The organism is Streptomyces yerevanensis, from assembly GCF_000716805.1.
In the GTDB taxonomy this organism is placed as follows: domain Bacteria; phylum Actinomycetota; class Actinomycetes; order Streptomycetales; family Streptomycetaceae; genus Streptomyces; species Streptomyces flaveus.
Window position 1 is genome coordinate 1 of the sequence record NZ_JNWJ01000198.1, and the last position, 948, is coordinate 948.

At 73.2% G+C, this 948-nt stretch carries 1 pseudogene; it reads right to left on the reverse strand.

Annotation, left to right across the window (positions count from 1 at the left end):
• Positions 1-948: pseudogene (locus OP79_RS49030) on the reverse strand (ATP-binding protein); the annotation flags it as partial.

Sequence of the window (948 nt, forward strand, 5' to 3'; positions counted from 1 at the left end):
TGCCAGGTGCGCAGTGCCTCGAGCACGCCTTCCGCGAACGCGGCGCGCGCCGGCTGGTCGCCCGGGCCGCTCGCGGCGGCGGTTGCGGGCCATGTCGCTACGGGCGTGACCGCGGTGCGAGCCCGGTGTTGCACCCACTGTTCCACTGTTTGCCGTCGCCAGTCCCGGCCGAAGACGTGCTGTCGCAGGCCGCCGACGTCCACGGCCGCGACCTCCGGCATCCCGGCCTCGGCGAGGTAGCGTCCCCACCGGTCGGCGTCTTCGAAGACGGTGAAGGTCACCGCGCGTTTGTGGCTCGTCATCTCCTCGGCGATGGTGCGCCGGCTGATGAGTTCCATCAGGGGCGAGGGCCGCTGGTGCCCGCCGGGTTGCACCGCGAAGCGGCGGATGCCCAGGTGCTCGCCCGGCCCCAGGGGAGCGGCCGCCTCCACGAGGTCCCAGACTGCCGCGATTACCGGGTCTTCGGCGCGGTCCTCGGGCAGCGGTGCGTCCAGCCGCAGAATGGCCATGAACGACACGGGTGCGGAGGAGCCCGCGTAGCGGTGGACGCGGAAGGCCTCCGGCTGGCGGCGCAGCCAGTGCGCGACCGCGGCTGCCGATGCCGGGCCCTCCGCTTCCTCGGCCATGCGCAGCACGCCGGGGACGTCTTCGGACCGGAGCGGAGTGTCCTCGATGTGCGGGTGCGTCCGGTAGTTGTACAGATCATCCCGTCCGCCCTGGTCGCGGAAGAGGAACATCCATTCCGCGACCCGCAGCAGCACGTCCTCCTCGGCGGCGCCGCGCACGGCGTGCAGGCCGGCGAGCGAGATGCGGGCGCGGACGTCGTCGTAGCGCTCGGGGTCCCGCCAGCGCAGGTCGGCCTCGAGGGTCGCCCGCACCGCGTCGTGCGGGTGCAGCCCTTCGGGCGTGGCCTCGATGTAGGGCAGCTGGCGCAGCCAGGAGAACACC